This window comes from Ottowia caeni, assembly GCF_050821495.1.
Lineage (GTDB): Bacteria > Pseudomonadota > Gammaproteobacteria > Burkholderiales > Burkholderiaceae_C > Ottowia > Ottowia caeni.
Genome location: NZ_CP151080.1, coordinates 2,499,812 through 2,518,253, shown reverse-complemented (window position 1 = coordinate 2,518,253; position 18,442 = coordinate 2,499,812). Strand labels below are relative to the sequence as shown.

Here is an 18,442-nt window from a genome sequence, read left to right as displayed (position 1 = left end):
CCACCGACTCGCGAGGGTTATGCAGAGCATCTTTTATGCTGGCTCCTTGATGCTGTGAGAAGAAAAGCAATTTGCGGGCCAAGGACTTCAGTGAATCACATGGTGCCAGTACCGCGCCGCCCGTTCACGCTCACAGACTACCTCACCGGCTCGCGCACTGTTCCAGTGCATGGCACCGCAATGGGGCGATTCGACCACTCGTATGCCGCGCTCGGCATAGCGGGCCATAACCTGCGGCGCCGGATGGCCAAATCGATTGCGGTAGCCGGCCTGCACCAAACCCACGGCTGGGTTTACTGCATCCAGAAACGCACCGGAGGATGAAGTCTTGCTGCCGTGGTGCGGCACGAGCAGAAAGTCAGCCCGCAAATCCGGCTCCCGGGCCAAGAGCGCCAATTCTTCACGGGCCTCTATGTCGCCCACCAAAAGAGCCGTTGCACCCGAGCCTATCGCCCGAAGTCGAAGCACACAACTCATGTTGTTCGATTTCTGCAATGAATGGTAGCTCTCTTGCAAAGGATGCAGGATTTCGAAGTCCACGCCATCCCACTCCCAGTGCTGGCCAGCCTGACAACGCTCGGACTTTCGTACATTCTGCAAAGGGTGTCTGTCTTCTATGGATGAGAGCAAGGTCGCATCGGGCTGCATGTCGAGCACTGCACGTGCCCCGCCGATATGGTCAGCGTCTCGGTGGCTGAGCAGGACCATGTCTACTCGCTCGCCCAGAGCGCGCAGCAAGGGCACTATGACCCGATCGCCGGCATCGCTCTCAAGGGAGTACCGAGGGCCAGTGTCATACACCAGAGTGTGCTGAGCCGTCCGCACAAGCACGGCGTTGCCTTGGCCTACGTCGGCTGCGAGCAACTCAAACGTACCGTGAGACGGGCGGGGTGCCTGCCACAACAACAGCGGCAGCACCAGAGGCAAGCCCGCCAATCGTAGCTCCCAGGGCCAGCGCATCGACAAGATGACACCGCCCGCCACGGCGACCGCTCCAACCCATATCGGGACGGTTGCCATCGAAACGCTGGCAAAAGACCATGATGCCAGCCAACCCAAGAGCCAGGAAAGTGGTGCAAGGGTCCAAGCAGCCGCGCCCCACAAGGGTGACCAGAAAACACCGGCCAGTGCCAACGGGGTGATCACCAGGGTGACCCACGGAATGGCAATGAGGTTGGCTGGCAAGCCCACCACCGATGCTTGACCAAAGATCAGCATGCTGAGCGGGGTGAGTGCCAGAGTCACGACCCCCTGCTCTCGAAACGTTTTCAGAAGGAACGCTTTTAAGCCCTTGCCCTGCTCGTCACCTCCCCCTGGATCAGCTACAAAAAGCACCCCGACGGCGACGAAACTCAGCCAGAACCCCGCCTGCATCAGTGCCCAAGGGTCGAACAGCAGAACTACTGCGGCCGCCAGTAACCATGTGAGCCACCAGGGCCAGTTGACTCCGAGCAATCGCAATGCTCCGAAAGTACTCAACATCAGGATCGTGCGCTGAGCGGGCACCCCCCAACCTGAAAACAATGCATATAACCCCGCCAAGGCAACGCCACCAACCAACGCAGCTGTGGGAGCCGGTAACCAAAGGCACCAGCGCCAACCCCACCTTGCAGTACGGCGCCACAGCCGACCGATCAAACCCGATGCTAGCCATGCAAACATGGTGATGTGCAGGCCCGAGATGCTCATCAGGTGCGCCACCCCGGTGGCTCGAAATACATCCCAATCCGCACGTTCGATGACGTTTTGATCACCAGTGACCAAGGCAGCAAGGATGCCGGCGAAGCGTCGTGCGTCTGGATTTTTCCCGGAAGCGCCTTCTCCGACCCGTTTGAGAATCTGCTCGCGCACGGATTGGCGTGCTCTCTCGATCCAGTGGCCTGAACCCGTTTCCAGGAGGCGCGGGGGTTCATCATGGCGTCCGGTACGCACGTAGCCAGTAGCCCGAATCCCCTGCTCCCACAGCCAAAGCTCATAGTCGAAACCGTGCGGATTCAGGTTGGCGTGCGGGGCCTTTAGTTGTACTGTGAACTGCCAGCGCTCACCGACCCAGAGTTTGGCATGCACAGAGCGAGGGACATCCGCTTCATCCGAGGTGCTGGTCGATTCGTACCATGCTAGCTGTAACAGAGACGGCACGCGTACAGATTCGTCGCCCAAGTGTGCAGACTCCACCTCAAAGAGAAAGCGCTGACCAGCATGGTTGCGCTGAGGCATGCTGTCGATGATGCCGGTCAGCACCAGGTTGCGCCCTTCCAACGAAGGATCAAGTGCGATAGCCGCCAGGTTGTTTGAACGCAGCCCGATGCTGCTGAACGCAGCCAGGCCACTCGCGGCAAGCAGCAGCAACGCGCCTGCCAGATGCCGACGCAAGGGCGTCACAAGAAGCACAGCCCCGCCCGAAAGCGTGCCCATCAGGGTCAGTGCATAGGCAACTTGGGACCATAAGCCGGGCTGTCGGATCTGGACTGCTGTGCCAAGAACCCAGCCGAGCAGCAACGCGACCAGCGTTAGATTCGCGGTGCGGGCATGAGAATTGCGTGTGTGCGGAGCAAACATGCGACGATGGCGCGCTGACAAAAGGAAAAACCGACAAAACGAGGGGAAAAGAGGGCTGCCCGCAACTTGCGAAAGGCGCGTAGAGTAACTGACTCTCACGCAAGTTCAGGCTCGTACGCTGAAAAATTGGTAAAAATGTATTCTTTTTTAATGGCGAACTGCCCTTGTCACAGCTGACTGAACTCCCCCGCCGGCCGGCAGTCGCTTTCCGAATGCTGAATCCGGCCATTACGACGAACTCCATGCGAGAGTTGCGTCATCTGATACCGAGCCGCCCGCAACCGGCGAAGAAACTTTGTCTCCCCTCTGGAGCGAGTTTTTCGGGCATCTTGGAGAGCACGGGTGGCAATCGTTGAATCGTTCCTCGGCTCTTATCAAGCGCCAGCTTCGGGACAACGGCGTCACCTACAACATCTACGCAGACGACTCTGATAAGCAGCGACCATGGCCGCTCGACCTATTTCCCTTCCTGGTGTCGTCTGAAGACTGGAAACACATTGAAGCAGGCGTTCTCCAACGAGTTCGATTGCTCGACACCGTCATGGCCGATGTCTACGGTGAACGCCGTCTGCTGAAGGACGGCCTGCTGCCCGCCGCGTTGGTGCAAGGGCACCCGGATTACCTGCGCGCCATGCACGGGGCGCCGCCAGTAGGTGGCGCGTACTTGCATATCGTCGCGTTCGATCTGGCTCGTGGGCCGGAAGGCCAATGGTGGGTGGTGTCACAGCGCACACAGGCACCCTCTGGCCTGGGCTATATGCTTGAAAATCGATTGGCTGTGACAAGCCAGTTTCCCCGGGCATTTCAGGCCATGAACGTGCGACGTCTGGCGGCCACCTACCGCGCCCTGATCGCCAACCTTAAGCGCTTGGCGCCGGGAGGCCCTGACGCCCATATCGCGATGCTCACGCCAGGTCCGCTCAACGAAACCTACTTCGAGCAATCCTACTTGGCCCGATACCTGGGAGTCACGCTTGTCGAAGGCAGCGACCTGACGGTACGCAATGAACGCCTTTACCTCAAGACGCTGCACGGTCTACAAGCCGTGCATGGATTGATCAAGCGGGTTGATGACGCGTTCATTGATCCCCTGGAAACGCGCCCCGATTCGCGACTTGGTGTCCCTGGCCTGCTGCAAGCGATACGCGCTGGCAACGTACTGGTTGCCAACGCCCCAGGCGCTGGCTTTCTGGAATCCAGTGCGTTGCTCGGCTTTATCCCCGAGTTGACGCGTCGCTTGCTCGGAGAAAGCCTCCAACTCCCGGCACTTCACACATGGTGGTGCGGTGAGCCTGCCGCACTGAACGCAGTGCTGCCTCGCTTGGGGCAGTGCGTCATCAAACCCACCTACCCATGGTCACTCTCGCGCGGCACCTTCGATGTGGGGGTTGGGCCTCTCATGAGCCCTGAGGTGCTGCAGTCCTGGGCGCAAGCCATTAAGCGGGCGCCGGACGAGCATACGATACAGGCCTACCTGCCGCCGTCACAGGTGCCAACGTGGCATGACGACCATCACACACCTAGGATCGTGCCGCGCTCGGCCATTTTGCGTGTGTTCGCAGTGAGCGATGGCAAGAACTCCTGGCAAGTGCTGCCTGGCGGCATGACACGCCTGGTCAACGCCAGCGCCGGCTTGGCCAGCATGGCAATGGGTGGCAGCAGTGTAGATACCTGGGTGTTGCATGATGAGCCGCCGCGTGAGGACTCCGGAATGAACGTGGGCACATCTTCGGGCTCGACTCCTCCGGTCCCTGCATTGGTGCAACGAGAGAGTTTGATCACTAGCCGCGCCGCGGAAAACCTGTTCTGGCTCGGACGCTACACCGAACGCGCAGAAAACAGCTTTCGGCTGGCGCGCATCATTTTGCAGACCTTGAACGGTGACGAAGCGCCTTCGTATTCCGTACTGATGTGGCTAGGGCAACTTGCGAATTCAGATGGCCTGGTATCTGGAGGTACAGCCTCTCCGCTAGATGACCGGTACGAGTTCGAGCGAACACTGATCCGATCGCTAAGCGATTTGAACGTGTCAGGTGTGGGCTACACCTTGCGTAGCCTGCGTCAAGCGGGAGCGGCCTTGCGCGAGCGTCTGTCGCATGAACATTGGAGCTTCATCAAGGAAGCTGAAGATCGCTTCAGGACAGACTGTGGCGAATTGCTTTCACATTCTCCCTCAAGCTCTGACGCGATTCGCGCTCTGACACATTCCAGCAACGCTTTAGCTGGAATCACCGGTGCCCAAAATGACCGCATGTGGCGTGACGACGGCTGGTGTTTGCTATTCGTGGGGCGACAGATTGAAAGATTGACCTCTCTGGCAAATGCGCTTTCGCTGGGCTTCAAAACGAACGCCGTCCATGATGCGGCTGGATTTGCGGTCGTGCTGGATTTGTTTGATTCCACCATCTCATTCCACGCGCGCTACCAGCGCAGCAGTGCGATTGATGCCCTGATCGAGCATGTGGTGATCAACCAGCAAAACCCGCGTTCACTCGGCCTGGTGACGCAGGCTCTGACCACCCGACTTCAGCACCTGCAACAAAATGAACGAGGCAATGTGGAGGATCTTTCCTTGCGCCTGCGGGTGCTGCGGCCAGGCGACCTCCCCGGCTTATGCGAAACCAGCGATCTGGGCGAGTTCAGCCATTTACAAGGATATCTCTCCCAATCCATCCAAACCGGCAACGACCTCTCGTTGGCGCTCAGTCTCAGGCATTTCACACATTCCGGAGAGGCTCGCCAAAGTGTTTAATATGAACTTGATGCCGGGCACGGGAAAAGCCGGACATGGAGGTATGCCATGCGGCTTCGTATAACGCACGAGACGCGCTACGACTATGCACCTGCCGTTGAGCACGCGCTGCATGTGGTGCATCTGAAGCCGCCGTCCATTGCCTGCCAGGAACGGGTCGACTATGGCCTGGAGATTAGTCCAACGCCGGCCGTGCTGAGAGAAGACGTCGACATCTATGGGAACGTCCGGTCCTTCTTCGAGATCAGCGAAACGCATGAGTCACTCATTGTGCGTGCGACCAGCCTGGTGCAGACCGAAACCTCCAAACCGGTCCAGAGCGACATCACTTGGGAAAGCGCGCGCGACACCTTCATCTACCATGCCAATGCAGAGTGGCACCCGGCGGCGGAGTTCGTGTACCCCTCGACTCACGTACACCCAGGCTCTGCCTTTGCCGAGTACGCGCGGCGCTCGTTTCCACCCGGCAAGCCCTTTATCGATGCTGCACGTGACCTCATGCACCGCATCCATGAAGAGTTTGTCTACTCAACCAGTAGTACCCAGATAAGCACCCCTGCGGCGGAGGCTCTGGCAAACCGTCGAGGCGTTTGCCAGGATTTTTCTCACGTCATGCTGGCCTGCCTTCGTTCTCTGGGCTTGCCTGCTCGCTACGTGAGCGGTTACCTATTGACCCAACCTCCACCCGGCATGCCGCGCTTGGTGGGCAGCGATGCCTCGCACGCCTGGGTATCCGTGTATTTGCCCGATGTGGCCGCAAGCAATCGTGGTCATGGCTGGTACGATCTGTGCCCTACCAATCATCGTGAGGGCTGGGGTACCCCAGGCGACGATTACATACGCTTGGCTGTGGGTCGCGATTACGCCGACATCTCGCCGATGCGTGGGGTCGTTCACGGGTCAGGTACTCACAGCATGAGTGTGGGCGTTACCGTAGAGCCAACCCAAGCACAAGCCCTCTCCGATTGAATTCATTCATCTGGACTTTTTTATGAGCATTCAACAAAAACTTCAACTAATGGGCATCGTTCTGCCCCCCGTATCCACTCCTGCCGCGGCTTACGTGCCGTTCGTTCGCACCGGTAACCTGGTTTTTCTTTCGGGCCACATCGCTCGCCAAGACGGCAAGCCCTGGGTAGGACAGCTCGGAAAAAACATCAGCACCGAAGAAGGAAAAGCCGCAGCACGCGCAGTCGCCATTGATCTGATGGGCACCTTGCAAGCAGCCACCGGCGACCTGAACAAGGTTAAGCGCATCGTTAAAGTCATGAGCCTGGTCAACTCCACCCCAGACTTTATCGAGCAGCACCTGGTTACCAACGGGTGTTCCGAACTGCTCGGCGAGGTTTTCGGAGACGCCGGCAAGCACGCTCGTAGCGCCTTCGGCGTAGCGCAGATTCCTATGGGTGCTTGCGTTGAAATTGAGTTGATCGCTGAGGTCGAGTAATACCGACTCGGAGATAGCGCGCGTTCCTTTTTGAACCGTCCTCGGAAGTTCGGCCCAAAAGCCTGTTCAAAGTCTCCTCGAGAGGGCCGAGACTTTGATCGCGCTAGGAGCCTGTTCATGATTTCTGCACAACGAAACCGTGAGGCGATCGTAAACACGCTCTAAGGTGTCCGAGAGCTATTCTCCGAGATCTGCGCCTCATCTAAACGCAGCCCTTTGCTCGTACGCGCGCCGACTGCGAGTAGACCGCCGACGAGCCAGAACAGACTGCTGACGCCCATTACGGCTCCCAGAGACCCGAAAAGCATGGGCATCAGGAAACTGGAGAAGTTGATCGTCATCACCCGCAGTGCCATGGCTTCGCCCTGCCGGCCGCCGGGCGTAATCTGGTGCAGCACACTCATGATCATCGGTTGCACCGCGCCCAATGCAAAGCCCAGTATCACTGAGCACGCGCCCATTGTGATGGCACCGGGCATCAGCGGGTAAGCCAGCAAGGCACCCGCCGCGATGACGGTGGAAAACATGACCACCACCCACTCTGGCACTCGCTCGGACAACTTTGGAAGCACGACCCGAATCAGCGCAGCTGCTGCAGCAAACGCCCCAAGCAACATGCCAATGGTAGACGCTGACATGCCTCGCTCGTGCCCAAGAATGGGCACCACGAAGGTATGCACGTCCCAGGCTGCTGCCTGCATCCAGTTCACGAAAAGCAGAAGCCGAAGCTTAGGCAAGGACAGCAGATCCCACACCGATTGATCTTTTGGGGCATCTTCCACAGGTTCACGGGGGGCATCCTTCACCTCGCGCAACAACCAGAGGCTGATCAATGGAATCACTGCTAAGAACGCAAAGGCCGCACGAAATCCCCACTCATGTGCAGGCTCAGGACCTGCATGATCGATCAACAGACCGGCGATCAATGGCCCCAAGAAATTAGCCAATGCAGGCGCAATCGCCATCCAGCTGAATACCGTCTTGAGCTCGTTCGTGTTTCGCGCTGCACGTCCCACATGACGCTGCATGGCAATTTGCGTGGTAGCTCCCGCCGCGCCTGACAGTAGCGCAGCAACGCAAAGCACCCAAAACACAGGCCACAGCGCCGCCAGGGTTCCCGCCAGCATGGCTCCCCCGATGGCCAGCCGCATAGGCAGATGCAGTCCATGCCGATCTGCCAGCCTACCGGCGGGCAGTGCGAGAAATACAGGCGAAAGCGCGAACAGCGCCAGCAAGACACCGACTTGCACGGCGCTGAAGCCAGTTTGCAGCGCTAGAAGCGGTGCCGCCAATCGCGTCCCTGTCATGACGCCGTGTACACACACCTGCGCGACGACGATGCGCAGCAATTCGCGTCCGGTCATCGCTCGCCGCCGGATTCTGCGGGCAGCAGATTCTGAGCTTCGTGGTCGGGCAGCGCCTCGACCTGCCGCAGAGCCCGGTGCATTACGTTGCTTCGCGTTTGCGCTTTATCGAGCGTATTGAGTACCGTTTGTGTCTGCTCTTTCACGCGCATGAGCACATCGCCAAACTTGCCGAACTCGGTTTTGACTGCACCCAGCACCTGCCAGACTTCGCTGCTGCGCTTTTCGAGCGCCAGGGTGCGAAAGCCCATCTGCAAGGAATTCAGCATGGCCAGCAATGTGGTGGGGCCAGCGAGCGTGATGCGGTGTTCACGCTGCAGTGTCTCCATCAAGCCCGGACGGCGCAGCACCTCTGCATACAGGCCCTCTGTAGGGAGGAAGAGAATGGCGAAATCAGTGGTGTGAGGCGGTTCAACGTATTTTTCAGCCATGGATCGCGCCTCCAGCCGGATGCGCGCTTCGAGCGCCTTGGCGGCGACTTCAGCGGCGAGCGCATCGGCGCGTTGCTGTGCATCCAGGAGGCGCTCGTAGTCCTCGTTGGGAAATTTTGCGTCAATAGGCAGCCAGACCGGCGCCCCGTCCTCTCCGCGTCCGGGCAAGCGGATTGCGAAGTCCACGGCGTTCTTCGTGCCCGGTCGTGTAACCTGCTGGGCCGCATACTGCTCTGGGGCCAATGCCTGCTCCAGCAAAGCGGCTAACTGAGCCTCGCCAAACATGCCGCGCGTCTTCACGTTGGACAGCAAGTGCTTGAGGTCACCCACACCTTGCGCCAGGGTGTGCATTTCCCCCAAACCCTTGTGCACCTGCTCCAAGCGCTCAGCCACTTGCCTGAAACTCTCGCCGAGGCGGGTCTCCAGAGTTGCCTGGAGTTTCTCGTCTACGGTTCGGCGCATTTCCTCAAGCTTGGCGGCGTTGCTCTCTTGCATGAGCTTGAGTTGTGCCTCCAGGGTGCCTCGCACCTCGCCCAAGCGCCGCGCATTCCCCTCACCCACGGCTTGGAGCTGTGTGGCCAGTGTGTCCGCCAAGGTTTTTTGCAGCAGCGCCAATTGCTGGCCAAAGGCATCGATCTGGGTGTTCTGCGTGCGGGTGGCCTCAGCGCTCTGCTGCGTAAGCGCCTGCTGGAATGTGCCCAGGGTTTGCATCAATTCTTGACGACCATGGCGCCACGAACTTGCAATTTCATTCCGCAGCTCGCGCTCCAAACTCTCGCTGTTCCGGTCGACCAACTGCTGCACCTCGCCCCGGGATGCCACGTCGTGCGGGCGAAGCGGGCGGCGCAGTAGCAAAAGCACCAGAAGCAACACATTAAGCGCACCAACGAACAGGGCGACCCATAGCCAACCGTTCACAGCATCAGACGTCATTCAGACTCCCGCGCCAGGAGCATTGACTTTGCTTCATCAACATCAACTCTTCTTCCACTCCATGACCTCTGGATTCAGTGGCGTCACAGGCTTTCCATGTAGCAAGTAGCCGATTAGATTGTCGGCGGCCAGATGAGCCATTGCCATACGCGTGGGAACGGATGCACTGGCTATGTGCGGCGTCAGCACCACGTTGGGCAAGGTTAGCAGCTCAGGGTGAACCTTGGGCTCACCTTCGAAGACGTCGAGTCCGGCGGCGGCGAGGCGCTTTTCCCTGAGGGCATGGGCAAGCGCTGCATCGTCGACGATGCCGCCTCGCGCGATATTGATGAGCGTCGCCGAGGGCTTCATCAACGCCAACTCGGCTGCTCCAATGGCGTGGTGAGATTCCGAGGTGTATGGCAGCACTAGCACCAGGTGGTCGGCGGTGCGCAGCAGCTCTTCTTTGCTCACGTAGCTCGCTTTGCACTCGGCCTCGGTCGTGGAGTCCAGGCGCGAACGGTTGTGATAGATGACCCGCATGCCGAAACCGTGGGCTCCACGCCGCGCGATCCCCCGGCCGATGCGCCCCATACCCAGGATAGCGAGTGTGCTGCCGTGAACATCAGAACCGGCAAACAGATCGTAGCGCCAGCGATTCCATTTTCCAGCACGAAGCCAGTGCTCGCTTTCGCTGACCCTGCGCGCGGCGGCCATCAGCAGCGTGAAGCCGAAATCGGCTGTCGTTTCGGTCAACACGCCCGGAGCGTTGGTGCCCAGCACCTTGGCCGATGTCATGGCCGGTACGTCAAAATTGTTGTACCCCACCGCCATGTTGGCACAAATTTTCAGATCGGGGCAGGCACCTAGCAGCGCGGAGTCGATCCGCTCGCTGCTAGTGGTAAACACACCGTGCTTGTTCGCCAGGCGCCGTACAAACTCATCCTGTGACCAGGGTTCGTCGGCTTGGTTGCCCTCGATCTCGAAGTGCGCCGCCAGCTTGTCGATCACCTCGGGAAATATGGCGCGCGAAATCAGAATGCGTTGTTTGTCCATGCGTGCTCAAGCTCTGGTCGGGCTCATCGCTTCAGTGAAAGAACAGGAAAGTAACGAGTATGAACAGCGGCAGCAGGATACCGCCGCTCCATAGCATGTATCCGAAGAAGCTAGGCATACGGACTCCCCTGTCTTCAGCTATAGCCTTCACCATCAGGTTCGGCGCATTGCCTATGTACGTATTGGCTCCCATAAAAACCGCTCCGGCACTAATGGCAGCCAGTGTGGAAGCCATCGTCGTCATCAAAGCTTGTGCGTTTCCTCCGGCGGTGTTGAAGAACACAAGGTAGGTAGGTGCGTTGTCAAGGAACGACGAAAGCAAGCCAGTTGCCCAGAAATACATCGCTGGGTTGGGCGATCCGTCCGCGTTCGTGACAGCGCGCACCACTGCGCCAAATGGCCCATTCGTACCAGCCTGGAGCATGGCAATGACCGGGATGATAGTCAGAAAAATGCCGGCGAACAGCTTGGCCACCTCTTGCATGGGCCCCCAGCCGAACTGGTTGTCGACGTGGACCTTGCCTGGTGTAACAGCCAACGAAAGAAAGGTGACCAAAATTAGGCCGACGTCCCGCAGAATGCCTGGCAAGCCCACCTCGGTGCCAGCAATGTTAAAAGAAACTCCAGGTTTCCAGATGCCGCTCATGAGGACCAAGGCCACAATAACCAAGAGCAGCCAGAAATTGATGGCACCGTCAAAGCCGAAGGACTTGGTGTCCGGCGTTGGATCGGGGCGGACAATGCCTTCTTTCCGGTAGAGCCAGGTGTCAAGCACGTAAAAAATGGCGAGCAGCGTGCAAATCAAAAATAGCGTGTCGGTCCAGATGTGTCCCACAGTCCAGAAGAACTCGACGCCTTTCAGAAAACCAAGAAACAGCGGTGGATCACCCAAAGGCGTGAGCGAGCCCCCGATGTTGCTCACAATGAATATGAAGAAAACAACCGCGTGGGTGCAGCTTTTTCGGTTGTCGTTGGCGCGGATCAGGGGCGGATCAACAACATTGACGCGCCCGTGGTTCCCATGAAACTGGCCAATACCGCTCCGATCGCCAAAATGCCAGTATTTAGCAGCGGCGAGCCATGCAGGTTGCCTCTGATGTAGATGCCCCCCGACACCACGAACAGCGCGGTGAGCAGAAGTATGAACGGGATGTACTCGGCGACAAGAGCATGCACGAGGCCCGCCGTCGCCACACCTGGACCAAAAACCACAGAGAACGGAATGAAGAAAGCCAGCGCCCAAGCCGCTGACACCTTGCCGAAATGATGGTGCCAGAACATGGGCGCCATCAGAGGCAACAAAGCGATCGACAGAAGAATGCCGGCAAATGGCACACCCCAAAGCGGTGACAAGGCCGCCCCGTCCAGTGTCGCGGCGTGCACGGGTGCGCTAGAAAAACCCGCCAGCAAGATGAAAAGTGTGTAGAGCGCGGGCAGTAAACGGAGGCGGGGAATCAAGACAAAATTTCCTTCAGATCGAAGTGAGCGGTCACCTGCCGGATCCAGGTTAAATCATCAAATTCAGGGCGCCAAGGTGGTGCCCCGTCAAGGGCCATAAACCCTCAGAACATGTTCACGTTCTAGTGTCCTGAGTTGTAAGTTCGTTGAAAAAACAAATCTGCCGAAATCGGTGTCAGGCAAGGAACAAAACGCAGTGATACCGAGTGGCATCGCGAGGCTTTGTGACGCAGCATGGCGGCGATTGTCGGTGGATTTGTTCAATAAATTTGCAATTCAGGACACTAGCGCGGAGCATCAATCTCGAACACTTGACGCAAGTAGTTCAGGTAACCCGCGTCTTCCACCATGGTCTTACCAGGCGTGTCCGATATTTTCGCCACCGGTTGCCCGTTGCACTGAACCATTTTCAGCACAATTTGCAGCGGCTCCGGCCCAAGGTCGTTGGTCAGATTGGTGCCTACCCCAAATGCCACCTGAATGCGGCCATAAAAACGCTGAAAAAGCTCTATACATCGGGGAATGGTCAGGCCGTCGCTAAAAATGATGACCTTGGTTCGTGGGTCGCATCGGTTTGCCTGGTAGTGCTCGATCATGCGTTCACCCCACTCGAAAGGATCGCCGGAGTCGTGCCGCGCGCCGTCGAACAGCTTGCAAAAATACATGTCGAAATCCCGCAGGAATGCAGTCATGCCGTAGACATCGGAAAGTGCAATGCCGAGGTCTCCGCGGTACTCCTGCGCCCATTTTTCAAACGCAAACACTTGCGTGTCTCGAAGCCTGGGGCCAAGCGCCTGGCAGGCCTGGAGGTATTCGTGTGCCATGGTGCCCATGGGACGAAGGCCAAGCTCTTTGGCAAACAGAACGTTGCTGGTACCCGTCAATTGGCCATGCGTGGTATCAGAACCCAGCCTGTCCTTCAGAGTCTTCAGTACTTCACGCTGCCAATCGCGCGAGAAACGGCGGCGCGTGCCATAGTCCGCGATTTTCAACTCTTGCAGACCCGGCGCGTGCATCATCTCAATCTTGGCGTTCAGCCTGTTGCGGCCTTCGGACAAATCCAGGCCCGGCTGGGTATTCCTGAAATACACTTCACTGACGATAGCCAGCACCGGAATCTCGAACATGATCGTGTGCAGCCACGGGCCACGCACCCTGATGTCGATCTCTCCGTTATCTTGAGGCGTTAAGGTGATGTACTTGCTGTTAAGTTTGAACAGACCTAGAAAATCGACAAAATCGCTCTTGATGAAACGCAGCGATCGCATGTAGTCAAGTTCATCTTCGGAGAAGCTGAGCTCGCACAGCTGGTTGATCTCGGCGCGGATCTCGTCAATGTAGGGCGTCAGCTGCGCGTTCGCTGAGCGGCACTTGAACTTGTACTCGACTTGTGCGCCCGGGAATTGATGCAGGACGGCCTGCATCATGGTGAATTTATAAAGATCGGTGTCGAGCAGGCTCTGAATGATGCCGGGCATGGCGCTTGTCTCTCTTCTCTGTGAATAGGGAGCTATGTAGGCAGTGTAGCGTGACCCTGGAAGCGTTTTTGGGGTGACGCTACCTGAGTTGTTCCAGGACCGCCTTGAGCTCCGTGGGCAGAGGCACAGGCCGGTGTGTTGCTCGATCCACGTACACGTGTACAAAATGGCCCTTGGCGGCTGTCATTTCGGCGCCCTGCGCAAAAAGCCCCACTTCATAGCGTACGCTGGAGGATCCGATGTGTGCCACGCGAATGCCCGCCTCAACAATTTGCGGGAACGACAGCGGCGCAAAATACTGGCATTGAGTCTCAATGACAAAGCCGATGGTGTTGCCCCGCTCGGTGTCGAGTACGCCCTGCTCTATCAGATGAGCATTAACCGCTGTATCAAACCAGCTGTAGTAAACCACGTTGTTAACGTGTCCGTACTGGTCATTGTCCATCCAGCGGGTGGTGATGGAACGGAAAGCTCGGTAGCTGTCTCTGGACTCAGGCTGAGGGCGGGCTTGCAAATTCATCGCGCCATTTTGCCAGCCCCCACTTTTAGGTAGTCGTGTCTAAAAATGCTGCAACGCAACAAAATGGGTTGCAATCGCCCAAGACTTCCCTAAAATTCATATCCATGCTGCACTGCAACAAATAAGTAGTGGTTCAGGGCGGCAAACAAGCCTTATCGCAACTATCCATCTGGAGAGATCTATGCTGACCCCTGAACAAGTCATCGCCGCACAAAAAGCCAACTTCGAAACCCTGCAAGGTCTGACCACCAAGGCGTTCGAAGGCGTCGAAAAGCTGGTTGAACTGAACATGACCGCCGCCAAGGCTGCTCTGTCCGAATCGACCTCCCACGCTCAAGCCATGTTCAGCGTGAAAGACGCGCAAGAACTCGTGGCACTGCAAGCCAATTTTTTCCAGCCTTTGGCCGAAAAAGCAGCAGCCTACAGCCGTCATCTGTATGACATCGCTTCTGGCAGCAGCGCTGAATTCAGCAAAGCTTTCGAAAGCAAGCTTGCCGAAAGCCAAACCCAGTTCGCGGCTCTAGTGGACAACGCTTCGAAGAACGCTCCTGCTGGTTCCGAGACCGCTGTTGCCGTGATGAAGAGCGCCGTGGCAGCTGCCAGCAACGCCTTCGAAACGGTGCAAAAAGCTGTCAAACAAGCGTCTGATGTGGCTGAGGCCAACTTCAACGCCGTTGCAACCAGCGCCACCAACGCTGCGAACACTGCATCGGCTGCTGCCAAGAAAACTGCGCGTTAATTCTGCGTACAACTCTCCGGCCTTTCGTGCCGGGAAGTTATGGCTCCTCCCGCAAGGAGGAGCTTTCAGTGGAAAGAATCGACTCCTGGGTTCTTTCCACTGGAATACGAAAAGTTATCCGGCAAGTTGTCTCCTCGGATCCTTTCGAGACCTTTGGGTTCAGGGATCCCTTCAAGGGCTGATCGCAAGATCAGCCCTTTTTTAGAGCTTCCCAGGCCCCTGGGGGCGCCCGGCGTTCTAAGGAGAAACAAGAGGTATCGCTTGTAGGAGCGGCTTCAGCCGCGATCGGTTTCCTTCGGAGCACAAGACGCCATTGATGACGGTGACCCTTCGCGGCTGAAGCCGCTCCTACAAAGACAGAGGCAATGTAGGCCGTTTCGGGCTTTCAAAGTTTTGTTTCTCATGAGGCTGTTCAAAGACCGGGCTGCGAATAGATGTTACCGATATTCGCATTGAGAACCATTCGTGTTTGCGCTATCATGCACAACAACTTCTACAGTTGGTTCTCCAGGAATCTCAAAGCATGAAAAAACGTTTGATACTCGCGTCCGCGTTGGCGAGTGTGACCCTCTGGGCTAGCGCCGCGCAGGCACAGGAGCAAGTCATCAATCTATATTCGGCGCGCCACTACTCCAGTGACGAAGCGCTGTATAACGATTTTACAAAGGCCACTGGCATCAAGATCAATCGCGTGGACTCTGATGATGCCGGCATCATCGCGCGCATGAAGGCCGAAGGTTCGGCCTCTCCTGCGGACGTCATTTTGCTGGTCGACGCTGCACGTCTCTGGCGCGGTGAGCAGGACAACCTGTTTCTGCCCATCAAATCCGCCACGCTGGAAGCCGCAATTCCAGCCAATCTTCGTGCCACTCCTGCGGCCAATGGTGGCATTCCCTGGTTCGGCCTCTCCACGCGCGCGCGGCTGATCGTGTACGACAAAGTGAAGGTCAAGCGCGAAAACGTAGACAGCTATGAGAAGCTGGCCGACCCCGTCAACAAGGGCAAACTGTGCATTCGCTCAGGTTCGCACCCCTACAACCTCAGCCTGTTCGGCGCCGTGCTTGAACACCTGGGGCCGGAGAAGACTGAAAATTGGCTCAAGGGTATGGTCGCCAACATGGCACGCTCGCCCAAAGGCGGAGACACAGACCAGATCAAGGGTGTGGCTTCCGGCGAATGCGGGGTAGCAGTCACCAACAGTTACTACCTAGCCCGTTTGATGAGGTCCAACTCCCCTGAAGACCGCGCCATCACGGAGCGAGTGGGTGTTGTGTTCCCCAATCAGTCAACCTGGGGCACCCACGTGAACGTGGCTGGTGGCGCCGTGGCACGCCACTCGAAGAACGTGGCCGGCGCCACGAAGTTCCTGGAGTATCTGGCCAGCGCCTCGGCGCAAAATCACTTTGCCAACGGCAACAACGAATGGCCGGTCAGCGTGGGCGTCACATTTGACAACTCTGCGCTCAAAGCCATGACCGCCGGCAAGCCCTTCAAGAGCGAAACCATTCCGATCAGTGCTGTCGGGGCCAACCAGGTCAAAGTTCAGCAGATGCTTGACCGGGTAGGTTTCAAGTAAGCCGGAAAGCAACACCTGGACACCCGCCAAGCGAGTGTCCAGGGTCCAGGGTCCAGGGTCCAGATTCAGGGGTTGATTCTTATCAACTGCCCCCGCGGACTGTCGGTTACCACATAGAGCAAGCCGTCAGGACCTTGGCGCACATCCCGTATCCGCTGCCCGACATCTTGAAGCAGCTTGTATTCGCCGGTCACCTTTCCGTTCTTGAGTTCTATCCGATCAAGATAATGGAATTTGAGCGAACCCACAAAAAGATTTCCCTTCCACGCGGGGCCGTACCGGTCGCTCGTCAAGAATGCCATGCCTGAGGATGCGATGGAAGGGGTCCAATGGTGCAGCGGCTGCTCCATGCCCGCTTTCGCGGTCAGTCCATCGCCTATCTGCCCACCACCGTAGTTTTCACCGTACGTGATAACCGGCCAACCATAATTCCTGCCCGGTTGCGGAAGATTGATCTCATCGCCTCCTTGCGGCCCGTGCTCATGCATCCATAGGGTTCCGTCAGGCGCGAGAGTGGCACCCTGGCCGTTGCGGTGGCCATAGCTCCATATTTCGGGCAACGCCTTGGGGTCGCCCACATATGGATTGTCTCGCGGTATCGTGCCGTCCTTGCCTATGCGCACCACCTTCCCCAGGTGACTGTCGAGTTTCTGCGCCTGCTCCTTGTAGGAGAAACGATCACCAAGAGTCAGGAACAACGTACCGTCAGGCCTGCCGTTCACCCGTCGCTCCACAATGCGGCAGCCAAAATGCGCGGAGCTAGACACCTTTGGCTTTTGGCTGAAGATGATTTTCAGTTCTTCCAGGCGTTGAAGGTCGACCGAAAGCTTTGCACGGGCCAGAGCGGTGCTGTTTGTTGTACCGAGCCCGGGTTCTGAAAAGCAGAAGTAGATCGTGCGGTTCTGGGCAAATGCCGAATCGGTCACCACGTCCAGCAAGCCGCCTTGACCGCCTGCCGCAACTTCCGGCAGACCTGCCACTGGAGCCTGAACCCGACCATCAGCTTCGATCACGCGCAAACGCCCCGGTCGCTCTGTCACCAGAAAACGTCCTTCCGGCAAGAATGCCACGGCCCAAGGATGCTGCAACCCGGTTGCGACCGATTGCGGTTTGACTCCAACTTGCGCAAGTGCACCTGAGGAAGCTGCCGCAAGTGCTATGTATACAGAAATCCGCAAAAAAACTCGCATATGCGGATAATCTCACAGGAAGTTGTCCTACACTAGTGGTGCGTATTCAAACACGGTACTAGCGGTGGGTGTTCAGGTTATCAATCAGACACAATTGGCCGCGGTCCCACAGTATGAGTGTAGAAGTGGTTTTGAAGTGTTGCGTGGCGATTTCCCTCGGCCAAAACACCGGAAATTGTCAGTTTATCAACGAGTGAGCGGAATTTTCATGCCTTGCAACCAAGTTGCCTGGCCCAGCTACCGCTCGCCCAGTCGCAAAGATTCGCATACATGAGCATTCGCAAGTTTATTGCCGCCATCATCATTTTCTCGGGCATAAGCGCAGCCCAAGCAACCCCTCTCAAGACGAAATAGACAAGCTTCTGCACCAGAAGGGCTTGATCTCGAGGCTGAGCGATACGATCCATCATGCGACTGACCGCGCCTCCAATCTGGTAGTGAATGCCATGGGCGCGCTGGGTGTGCCGTATCGCTTTGGTGGAACTTCGGCCGAAACTGGCTTTGATTGCAGCGGCTTTGTACGTGCCATGGTTCAGCAGACCGTGGGCATGCTGCTTCCCCGTAGCTCAGAACAACAAGCCGCCGCCACCGAGCAGATTGAAAAAGCAGAGCTGAAGCCAGGTGATCTGGTTTTCTTCAATACAAGGCGCCGAGCCTATAGCCATGTAGGCATTTACGTGGGGGACGAAAAGTTCATTCACGCGCCGCGTTCCGGGGCTAGAGTGCGCGTAGAAAGCATGGAGAGCCGATACTGGACCACCCGTTTCAACGGGGCTCGGCGAGTGCTTTCCGATTCCAGCGGAGAAACCATGCAGGCCAGCAGTTCGCGCGTCATCACCCGCGAATCTCCAGCACCGCGTTCGGTTCGCCTGGGCGGTGGCTTTTCGCAACCCGCCCCCACTGCCCCACTGCCTTCCCTGCCGAGCGCGGGAGACAGCATCTGACTTGATGCACCCCGGG

Annotated in this window: 13 protein-coding genes and 1 pseudogene; 6 read left to right on the top strand and 8 right to left on the bottom strand. The window is 57.7% G+C overall.

Features of this window, described 5'->3' with window-relative positions; genetic code table 11:
- Nucleotides 1-87: 87 nt before the first annotated feature.
- The gene (locus AAAK34_RS12095; RefSeq protein WP_231693264.1) at nt 88-2,559 is read right to left on the bottom strand and encodes a DNA internalization-related competence protein ComEC/Rec2; all 2,472 of its coding nucleotides are present in this window, start codon (nt 2,557-2,559) and stop codon (nt 88-90) included.
- A gap of 352 nt (nt 2,560-2,911) precedes the next feature.
- Here AAAK34_RS12095 and AAAK34_RS12090 point away from each other — a divergent pair, with 352 nt between their 5' ends.
- From AAAK34_RS12090 to AAAK34_RS12080, 3 genes are read left to right on the top strand one after another with little or no spacing between them, the layout of a single operon-like run.
- Nucleotides 2,912-5,311: a circularly permuted type 2 ATP-grasp protein gene (locus AAAK34_RS12090; protein WP_431777309.1), complete on the top strand. Its 2,400-nt coding sequence runs from the start codon at nt 2,912-2,914 to the stop codon at nt 5,309-5,311.
- A gap of 48 nt (nt 5,312-5,359) precedes the next feature.
- On the top strand, nt 5,360-6,280 hold the full coding sequence (locus tag AAAK34_RS12085; protein ID WP_231693262.1) for a transglutaminase family protein: 921 nt from the start codon (nt 5,360-5,362) through the stop codon (nt 6,278-6,280).
- 22 nt (nt 6,281-6,302) lie between these two features.
- On the top strand, nt 6,303-6,758 hold the full coding sequence (locus AAAK34_RS12080) for a RidA family protein (RefSeq protein ID WP_231693360.1): 456 nt from the start codon (nt 6,303-6,305) through the stop codon (nt 6,756-6,758).
- A gap of 161 nt (nt 6,759-6,919) precedes the next feature.
- On the opposite strand, the gene AAAK34_RS12075 is transcribed toward AAAK34_RS12080, so the two are convergent.
- The 6 genes and pseudogenes from AAAK34_RS12075 to AAAK34_RS12050 all read right to left on the bottom strand — a co-directional run bounded on the left by AAAK34_RS12075 (nt 6,920) and on the right by AAAK34_RS12050 (nt 13,977).
- On the bottom strand, nt 6,920-8,122 hold the full coding sequence (locus tag AAAK34_RS12075; protein WP_231693261.1) for an MFS transporter: 1,203 nt from the start codon (nt 8,120-8,122) through the stop codon (nt 6,920-6,922).
- Complete coding sequence (gene rmuC / locus AAAK34_RS12070) at nt 8,119-9,486, bottom strand: DNA recombination protein RmuC (protein WP_231693260.1); 1,368 nt, start codon at nt 9,484-9,486, stop codon at nt 8,119-8,121. The genes AAAK34_RS12075 and rmuC overlap by 4 nt, the downstream gene beginning before the upstream one ends.
- A gap of 42 nt (nt 9,487-9,528) precedes the next feature.
- Nucleotides 9,529-10,521 (bottom strand): 2-hydroxyacid dehydrogenase, encoded by a 993-nt coding sequence (locus AAAK34_RS12065; protein WP_231693259.1) that lies wholly within the window; start codon nt 10,519-10,521, stop codon nt 9,529-9,531.
- 31 nt (nt 10,522-10,552) lie between these two features.
- Nucleotides 10,553-11,856 (bottom strand): annotated as a pseudogene (locus AAAK34_RS12060) (sodium:proton antiporter).
- 407 nt (nt 11,857-12,263) lie between these two features.
- Entirely contained in the window at nt 12,264-13,457 is a 1,194-nt protein-coding gene (pncB, locus tag AAAK34_RS12055; RefSeq protein WP_231693258.1) for a nicotinate phosphoribosyltransferase, read from the bottom strand.
- A 79-nt stretch (nt 13,458-13,536) separates the two neighbouring features.
- Complete coding sequence (locus tag AAAK34_RS12050) at nt 13,537-13,977, bottom strand: acyl-CoA thioesterase (protein WP_231693257.1); 441 nt, start codon at nt 13,975-13,977, stop codon at nt 13,537-13,539.
- A gap of 181 nt (nt 13,978-14,158) precedes the next feature.
- Between AAAK34_RS12050 and phaP the strand changes: the two genes are divergently transcribed.
- Nucleotides 14,159-14,716 (top strand): TIGR01841 family phasin, encoded by a 558-nt coding sequence (gene phaP / locus AAAK34_RS12045; protein ID WP_231693256.1) that lies wholly within the window; start codon nt 14,159-14,161, stop codon nt 14,714-14,716.
- Between the two features lie 523 nt (nt 14,717-15,239).
- Complete coding sequence (locus AAAK34_RS12040; RefSeq protein WP_231693255.1) at nt 15,240-16,292, top strand: extracellular solute-binding protein; 1,053 nt, start codon at nt 15,240-15,242, stop codon at nt 16,290-16,292.
- Between the two features lie 65 nt (nt 16,293-16,357).
- Here the strand turns inward: AAAK34_RS12040 and AAAK34_RS12035 are convergent, their stop codons facing one another.
- Entirely contained in the window at nt 16,358-17,482 is a 1,125-nt protein-coding gene (locus AAAK34_RS12035) for a PQQ-dependent sugar dehydrogenase (RefSeq protein ID WP_231693254.1), read from the bottom strand.
- A gap of 377 nt (nt 17,483-17,859) precedes the next feature.
- Here AAAK34_RS12035 and AAAK34_RS12030 point away from each other — a divergent pair, with 377 nt between their 5' ends.
- The gene (locus AAAK34_RS12030; RefSeq protein ID WP_431777308.1) at nt 17,860-18,426 is read left to right on the top strand and encodes a C40 family peptidase; all 567 of its coding nucleotides are present in this window, start codon (nt 17,860-17,862) and stop codon (nt 18,424-18,426) included.
- The last annotated feature ends 16 nt before the right edge of the window (nt 18,427-18,442 follow it).